We start from the raw sequence: 8,285 nt of genomic DNA on the forward strand, positions 1-8,285 counted from the left end.
AATCTGTTTTGGCGTCGTTAAAAATCAAACGGAATATTGCGCACAAGCAGCTTGAAGAAGTGCTTGTACGCGATATGGAGAGATGGTATCTACAGTTGAGGCGTGGTTGTAGGTTGGTCTTCAGGCCAACATAGGTTGCTGCTGAATTTGGGGTTGGGTTGTCGGGCTGAAGCCCGACCTACAGGTGAGGCGAGGTTGTAGGTTGGCCTTTAGGCCAACACAGATTGCTGCTGAACTTGGGGTTGGGTTGTCGGGCTAAAGCCCGACCTACAAATGAGGCGTGGTTGTAGGTTGGCCTTTAGGCCAACACAGGTTGCTGCTGAATATGCGGTTGGGTTGTCGGGCTAAAGCCCGACCTACAAATGAGCTGTGGTTGTAGGTTGGTCTTTAGGCCAACACAGGTTGCTGCTGAACTTGGGGTTGGGTTGTCGGGCTGAAGCCCGACCTACAAGTGAGCTGTGGTTGTAGGTCGGCCTTTAGGCCGACGATTTACCGACAATCAAAGGTATGTTGAATTCCAGTACGGATAATGACTTAGATCATTCACTAAACCAGACCTAATAGGGTTCGCAACAATATATCGAGCTATGGCAATACGGTCTTCCTCCGCTCGTATCGCTCTATCAAAGTAAGCTGACTGCCATAAGGCTCTGTTCCTACCCGTTTTTTCATTGATTCGCTTGGCACTTAAACCCTTTAAATGCCCAACCGCCTTCCCTAAAGTGCTCGGGCCTAACTGAAGTAAGCCATGAAAATGATTTGGCATTAGTACCCAGGCTAACCAAACACAACCATGACTTTGTTCATTTAGTTTTAGTTGCTGGCAAAAAATATGAGCAGCTGAATGGTCGCTAAAGTACCTAATGCGATCAGTGCACACGAAGGTTATAAAGTATTCTCCTCGGTCTTGAGAAAAACGGCCTTTACGTAAGTCATTCCATGACATGGTAAGTTCCTTTTATATGGGTCGGTATTTAGGCTGGCAGAGTTATTTTAATTGTCGGGCTGAAGCCCGACCTACAGGTGAGCTGTGGTTGTAGGTTGGTCTTTAGGCCAACAAAGATTGCTGCTGAATTTGCGGTTGGGTTGTCGGGCTAAAGCCCGACCTACAGGTGAGGCGCGGTTGTAGGTTGGTCTTTAGGCCAACACAGGTTGCTGCTGAACTTAGGGCTGAGCAGTCGGGCTGAAGCCCGACCTACAAAAGAGCCTCTGCAACCCATTTACTTCCAGGCTTTAAACTGATTGATCAACCCATTGGTGGAATCATCGTGGCTGGTTACTTCGCCGCTTGCCATCAGCTCTGGCAGAATCTGGTTCGCCAGCTGCTTCCCGAGTTCCACGCCCCACTGGTCGAACGAGAAGATGTTCCAGATGACGCCCTGTACAAAAATTTTGTGCTCGTACATGGCAACCATGGCGCCCAGTGTGTAAGGCGTAATTTGTTTCACCAGAAGGGAGTTTGTCGGCTTGTTGCCGTTGAATACCTTAAACGGTACCAGCTCGGCGGTTTCCGCTTCGGTTTTACCGGCCGCGGCAAACTCAGCCTTCACCTGTTCCGCGCTTTTACCAAAGGCCAGGGCTTCGGTTTGGGCGAAGAAGTTAGACATCAGTTTTGGGTGATGATCGGAGATGGGGTTGTGGGTGATGGCCGGGGCGATGAAATCGCAAGGGATCATCTTGGTGCCCTGGTGAATTAGCTGGTAAAAAGCATGCTGGCCGTTGGTGCCGGGCTCGCCCCAAATGATTGGGCCGGTTTGGTAATCCACCGGGTTGCCATTGCGGTCGCTGCACTTACCGTTCGATTCCATATCGCCCTGCTGGAAGTAGGCGGCGAAGCGGTGCATGTATTGATCGTACGGCAGAATGGCAACGCTTTCGGCTTTGTAGAAGTTGTTGTACCAAATACCAATTAAACCCAGAATGGCTGGAATGTTTTTATCGAATTCGGTTTCGGCGAAGTGCTTATCCATCGCATGGGCACCGCTGAGAAACTCAACAAAGTTGTCGTAGCCCAGCGTCAGTGCAACGGAAAGGCCAATGGCTGACCAGCTGGAATAACGGCCGCCCACCCAATCCCAGAACTCAAACATGTTGTCGGTATCAATGCCGAACTCGGCTACCTTTTCTCCGTTGGTGGAAAGCGCCGCGAAGTGCTTGGCAACAAAGGCTTCGTCTTTCGCCGCTTCCAGGAACCAGCTGCGCGCGGTCATGGCGTTGGTCATGGTTTCTTGTGTGGTGAAGGTTTTAGAGGCTACCAGGAACAGGGTCGTTTCCGGGTTCAGTGGCTTCAATGTTTCCACAATTTGGGTGCCGTCTACGTTGGAAACAAAGTGGCTGGTGATGTTCGGTACGTTATAAGGGCGCAGTGCTTCGGTGATCATCACCGGGCCTAAATCGGAGCCGCCAATGCCAATGTTGACGACATCGGTAATGGCTTTGCCGGTGTAGCCTTTCCATGCGCCGGAATGCACTTTGTCGCAGAAGTCTTTCATTTTATCCAACACGCGGTTGACCTTCGGCATCACGTCTTCGCCATCAACCATCACCGGTGTGTTGCTGCGGTTACGCAGGGCGGTGTGCAGAACGGCACGGCCTTCGGTGCGGTTGATTTTTTCGCCGCTGAACATGGCTTTAATGGCATCGCCCAGCTTGCATTCTTCAGCCAGCGCGGTGAGCTTTTCCATGGTTTCGGCGGTGATCAGGTTTTTGGAGTAATCGAGCAGAAGCTGGTCTTCAAACTGAACGGTGAAATCGGTGAATCGGCTTGATGAATTTTTAAACAGTTCGGCGAGGGTGACATCCTGCATGGTGGCAAAATGTTGTTCCAGGTCTTTCCAGGCTGCTGTCGATGTTGGGTTTATATTTTCGAGCATGGTGGTGGATTCCCTTAGCTTTAGAGGGTTAGTCGAGTTGAGAAATTGGGGTAAACAGCGCCCGTAAAATAGGGCGCATTAACCCTTTAACTTTAACCCAAAAATGAGCACCTTCAAGGGTTGAGATCATTGTGACAAGCTATTTTACAACCTGTTAAACCCCGAATACGGGTTATAGGGTTTTTGCCAGTTGCGCTAGCAGGCTGCTGACCGGTGCCGGCAGGCCGATGGCCTGTTCACCGTCGTTTGCTAATAACGGGCTGAACCAAAGCGCGTTGCCATCCTGAACATTGCCCGAGGCTGTGTTGAGGGTCGCAAGCACCGGTGTGATGTCGAGATGGTAATGGCTGAACGTGTGGCGGAAGACCGGCCAGCGGTCGATAGTGCGGACTTTGCTGTGCTGTTCGCAGTGGCTGAGCAAAGCATCGTAGTCGCTGAACTCCCTGAAGCTGTACAGGCCGCCCCAAATGCCGGAAGCCGGGCGTTTTTCCAGCAGTACGCGGCCGTCAGCCAGTTGCAGCATCAGCATTAGGGTGCTTTTTACCGGCTTATCCTTTTTGGGTTTGGGCACCGGCAGGCGATGCACCTGGTCCAGCTCGTGAGCCAAGCACTGCTCCTGCAGTGGGCAGGCGGTGCATTTAGGCTTGCTGCGGGTACAGACCATAGCACCTAAATCCATCATGCACTGGTTGTAATCGGCCACCGTCTGCGCGGGGGTGAGTTGCTCGGCCCACTGCCACAGCTGCTTTTGCGCCGCCGTGGTGCCGCTCCATTCCTGCAATGCAAAGAAGCGCGCCAACACCCGTTTAACGTTGCCATCGAGAATCGCTTCGCTGTGGCCATACACCGAGCTGGCAATCGCCGCCGCGGTTGAACGGCCAATGCCGGGCAGGGTTTCCAGCTGTTCGGCGTTACCGGGCATTTCGCCACTGAAATCGCGGGCGACGGTTTTTGCCGCCTTGTGCAAATTGCGCGCGCGGGCGTAGTAGCCCAGGCCTGTCCACAGGTGCAGAACGTCGTCTTCCGGCGCGGCGGCTAAATCGACCACCGTGGGGAAGCGTTCCATAAAGCGCTCAAAATAGGGGATCACCGTAGCGACCTGCGTCTGTTGCAGCATCACTTCCGATACCCAAACCCGGTAGGCGGTTTTGTTTTGCTGCCAGGGCAGGTGTTTTCGGCCGTGTTGTTCAAACCAGCTGAGAGCCGCGGTTTGGAACCATTCCGGTGTTGTATGCATAAGGTTGGCTTTTTCGTGTTGGTTGTTCAAGTTTTCGGTACGTAGTTAGTTAATTTTTAGACCAGTCGAACTTTATCAAATTCGCTTCTCGCTATAGTACCGGTTTCTTACCGTAAGCACGTCACTGTGCAGCCGTTTACCTGGAGAACCCTTTGAAAAAAACCATCGTTTTTCGTTCCGCTATGTTGGGCAGCGCCGTTACCGCCGCCCTGAATCTGAACCCGGCCTTTGCCGGCGACGATACCATCCCGTATGAATTTGCCGTTAGCCCGAATTCAGAATTCAGTGCCGATGAAATATACATTGCCGTAGTCGGCTACCAGAACGGTGGCTACGCCTTTATGGATTTCGACAACGATTTTGAAATCAACCAGATGGACAGCACCGATAACACGCTGGCCAGCCCGAATGATGATGGTTACAGCTACATCGACATGTTCGTACCGCTGAGCGAAATTGAAGAGCAAACCATCCCCATGCCGCAGCTTTCCTCGGTGCGTATGTACATCGCGTTCGGCAGCACGCTCTATATTCGCTACGACTCGGAATCCGATACCGGCGGCTACGTGGCCCCCACCCTGAATAACGAAGGCGACGCCAACTACGGCATCCGTTTTGAAATGGTGGAACTGACTTACAACGATTACGGCCTGTGGACCAACACCACCCGGGTCGATTCGTACCAGTACCCAATGGGTATTGAGGTGTGGGGTGGCGATGGTTTTTATAAGCGCGTCGGTGAAATTTTAACGCACGATGACATCGTGAACGCCTGGCAAGCCATGACCCAAGCAGAGACGCAATTCACCAACCTGTATCTGGTGGATGACGAATACGATTACGACATCATTGTGAACCCGTCGCACCATGAAGATTTCAGCAGCAGTGGTGGTCAGTACGAAGATTACTTTGATGCCTATGTTGATGCCGTCTGGTCGCGTTACAGCACTGAAAACCTATGCCTGAGCATCGGTGAGGCCGGTAAATGGGTGGGCCGCGTGAACAGCAGTGACCAGTTCGTATTCACGGAATACACCGATGACTACACGGACGAAAACTCCGGGTGCAGCGATGTTACTCTCAGCACCGATGCGATGATCTCTGCCAAGCCCGGCACATACGAGATTATGTCGGCCAGTGGTGTGCTGGCTGAAGATGTTTCTGAAACATCGGATACCGATAACGATAAAAACATTCAAAAGCATTTCTCTGCTGCATTTAACCGGGGTGCGATTGATTTAGACGCCGACGAAGATGCCTGGATCAGCTGGGATGATTCCTCCACCTATTTCGATAACGCCTATTACGGCCATAACCAATACGTTGAATTCTGGCACAGCGAAGACATCAGCTTTGAAGGCGAAACCTACGCCTTTGCCTACGACGATGTGTTTGACTATTCCTCGACCATTCATACCACCAGCCCGGAGCAAGTGTTGGTGACGATTGGTGGGTTCTCTGCCGATGATTACGTTGAAGCGGCCAGCATTGAGCTTTCGTGCGAAACACTGAGCCTGACCACCGGTGATGTTTCAACCATCAGTGCGGACGTATTGCCTGTCAGCGCCAGTAACCAGTCGGTCAGCTGGGCCACCAGCGACGACGATGTAGTGACGGTCGATGACGGTGAGCTAACCGCCGTTTCTGAAGGTACGGCCACTGTCACCGCCAGTTCTTACACCGCGAGTGTAAGCGCCGTGTGTTATGTGACCGTGACTGATCCAATCCCGGAAAACTTTATCGCGCGCATTGAAGCGGAAGATTACGACGAGATGTCGGGTGTTGAAACCGAGACAACGAGTGATACCGACGGTGGCGAAAACGTAGGGTATATCGATACCGGCGACTGGATGCGCTACAGCATCAACATTCCTTCAGCAGGGACGTATCAATTTGATTTTCGCCTCGCCAGCGCATACAGCACAGGCAGTTTCGAATTGCGCAACGCCAATGACGATGTTCTGGCAACTGTCGAGGTCAATAACACCGGCTCCTTCCAAACCTGGGAAACTCAAAGCCTGATGGTGGATGTAGAAGAGGGTGATCAAACCCTAACGATTGTTGCCACCGCAGATGGCTGGAACATCAATTGGTTTGAAGTTTACTCAACAGACACAGACGACCAAGAAGAAAATGCGACCAATACAGCCTCTAGCAGCGCTGCAAGCAATTCGTCAGCCGGTAGTTTGAGCTGGTGGATGCTGGCATTCATGCCGCTGTTGGTGGGTTGCAGAAAGCGCTGATCCACTTTATACAGAGGCTGATTACTGAGCGCAATGCTGGGTAACGGCCTTTGTATTCTGCTCCATTCTCAATCATAAACTCTGCTGTTCGCCTGTTTTTGCTGCGAACTACCTGCCTCGAAAAACTATATCAACGACCTGCCAGATAGCGACCTTTCAGAGCGGCAGAGTGAATAGGTTTATCACTCAGGAGCGCGGCTTTCACCACAGTTCCCAGAACGCTATCTGTCGTTTTTTTCAGGAAATTTCGTGGTTATACGGCAGCAGTTGCAATTGCCGGAAATCAAGAAAAAACCGAAATTAACAGATCTTCAAAAGAAAATTAAATTTGAATTGTAATGTGTTGATTTTGCTTGAATTTTTGTCCGCCGCATATCTCGAACATTATGACACCTGTCGTTTTTCATGGCATGTGGGCGTTGACAGAAAATACTGAGGTGCTCAATATGACTGGCTTGTGGGTGTGTTTTGTCTGTCGCTTGAATCGGAAATCTGCAACGCGGAAGAAAGCGATAGGTGTCGTAGAACAAAATGTTAAGTGGGAGTATGGACGTTAGAAAGTTGATTTCTACAACACCTTGGTGGTTTTTTATAGTTCTATATTTGGTGGTGTTTTTTGTTGGGCAGTATTTAGGCCCACCTATCACAGCTCGAGTATATAATTTTAAATCTCAAGCTGAATTGAATATATTATTTGCATTAATGGCTATTACCGGTTTTCCATTTTTGTCGGTCTTGCTGTTGTTACTCACACTGGGTCTAAAGAAGCTACGGGGAAGGTCAAATATTATATTAGTTTTGGGTTACGTTTTTCTTTGTATAATCATGGTTCCCGCCATTTACTACGTTACCTTCACACTTATGTATTATGGGTTTCCTCCACTTAACAAATTGTAGCTGCACCAGACCCGCTTAAGAACCCGCTGTCGCGGGCGGGCCTTCGACTCGCATTCGCTCGCGGCAGTACAAAAACGTCACTTGTAAATATGAAATTTGTACGAACTCTATTTGCCATATTAGTTTCAGTACTTCTTGCACTCATATTCGCGAGCGTTGGAGTTCTCAAAGGGATTGAGCCTAGATTTGACTTGGCAGCTGTGTACCTTCTAATTGGTTTAACGCTACAAGTGAGTGCGAGTTATAAAATACCACTATTGAAATTTCTACATCTTGAGGATACAGGGACTATTACCAAAGATGTAATGAAACGATATTTTTGGGGTTGGCTATTTTTTGTATTTGGTGTTGGTGACATCTTGTTCTTGTTAGGGCTCTTGGGAAACTACAAGTAACAAAAAGTGTCTGGTCGAGGCCCGCTTAAAACCGCTGTCACGGCGGGCCTTCGATTCACTATCGTTCTGGCCAGTACAAGAACGTTGAAGATGTAGAAAAACTAAAGTTTCAGAAAACCACCCGTTAGGAGAGTGCTCTGAAATTATTTTTACGTAAGAAATCGAGCTATTTTTTAAGATATCGGCCTATTTCGGGCTATAAAATGGCCATTTTTAAGAATTTTGAAATGGGCGAGGTTTTTCTACAGCCTCGTTAGGTATAGCTATGGTTGAGTTAACTCTAATCGATGAAGACAAGAGCGCTTGGTATCCAGTCTCAATTGCAAAGCTAGAGACTTATCTTTCAAAGTTTATTGAACAAGGCCACGGGTATACGCATGTGTATCACTTAAAAAAGGACTTGGCTTACAATCTACAATACCTTCAGTTTCAAGACAGAGTTATTCAAGACATTAAGTTAAGTTCTGTTCTGTACACTCAATCGATTAAGACTATTGTTCTTGTTGGTAGTAGTATCATCGAATCTATTGTGCATTTTCTTCTAGGGCACCTCTGAAAAATACAACAAATTAAGCGATAATAGCCAAAATCAAACTAACGGACTCAATCATGTCTCAGCTCAGTTTTTCAGACGCCGAAG

4 protein-coding genes are annotated in these 8,285 nt (G+C 49.4%); 1 reads left to right on the plus strand and 3 read right to left on the minus strand.

Annotated elements, in window-relative coordinates; genetic code table 11:
- Positions 1-499 precede the first annotated feature (499 nt).
- From BCF53_RS18790 to mutY, 3 genes are all read right to left on the minus strand, one after another.
- The gene (locus BCF53_RS18790) at positions 500-946 is read right to left on the minus strand and encodes an REP-associated tyrosine transposase (protein WP_132704267.1); all 447 of its coding nucleotides are present in this window, start codon (positions 944-946) and stop codon (positions 500-502) included.
- A gap of 274 nt (positions 947-1,220) precedes the next feature.
- The gene (gene pgi, locus BCF53_RS18795) at positions 1,221-2,873 is read right to left on the minus strand and encodes a glucose-6-phosphate isomerase (protein WP_132704269.1); all 1,653 of its coding nucleotides are present in this window, start codon (positions 2,871-2,873) and stop codon (positions 1,221-1,223) included.
- 172 nt (positions 2,874-3,045) lie between these two features.
- On the minus strand, positions 3,046-4,140 hold the full coding sequence (gene mutY, locus BCF53_RS18800; protein ID WP_243645872.1) for an A/G-specific adenine glycosylase: 1,095 nt from the start codon (positions 4,138-4,140) through the stop codon (positions 3,046-3,048).
- 122 nt (positions 4,141-4,262) lie between these two features.
- Here mutY and BCF53_RS18805 point away from each other — a divergent pair, with 122 nt between their 5' ends.
- The gene (locus tag BCF53_RS18805; protein WP_132704271.1) at positions 4,263-6,353 is read left to right on the plus strand and encodes a beta-1,3-glucanase family protein; all 2,091 of its coding nucleotides are present in this window, start codon (positions 4,263-4,265) and stop codon (positions 6,351-6,353) included.
- The last annotated feature ends 1,932 nt before the right edge of the window (positions 6,354-8,285 follow it).

The sequence above is a fragment of the Reinekea marinisedimentorum genome (genome assembly GCF_004341165.1).
GTDB lineage: Bacteria > Pseudomonadota > Gammaproteobacteria > Pseudomonadales > Natronospirillaceae > Reinekea > Reinekea marinisedimentorum.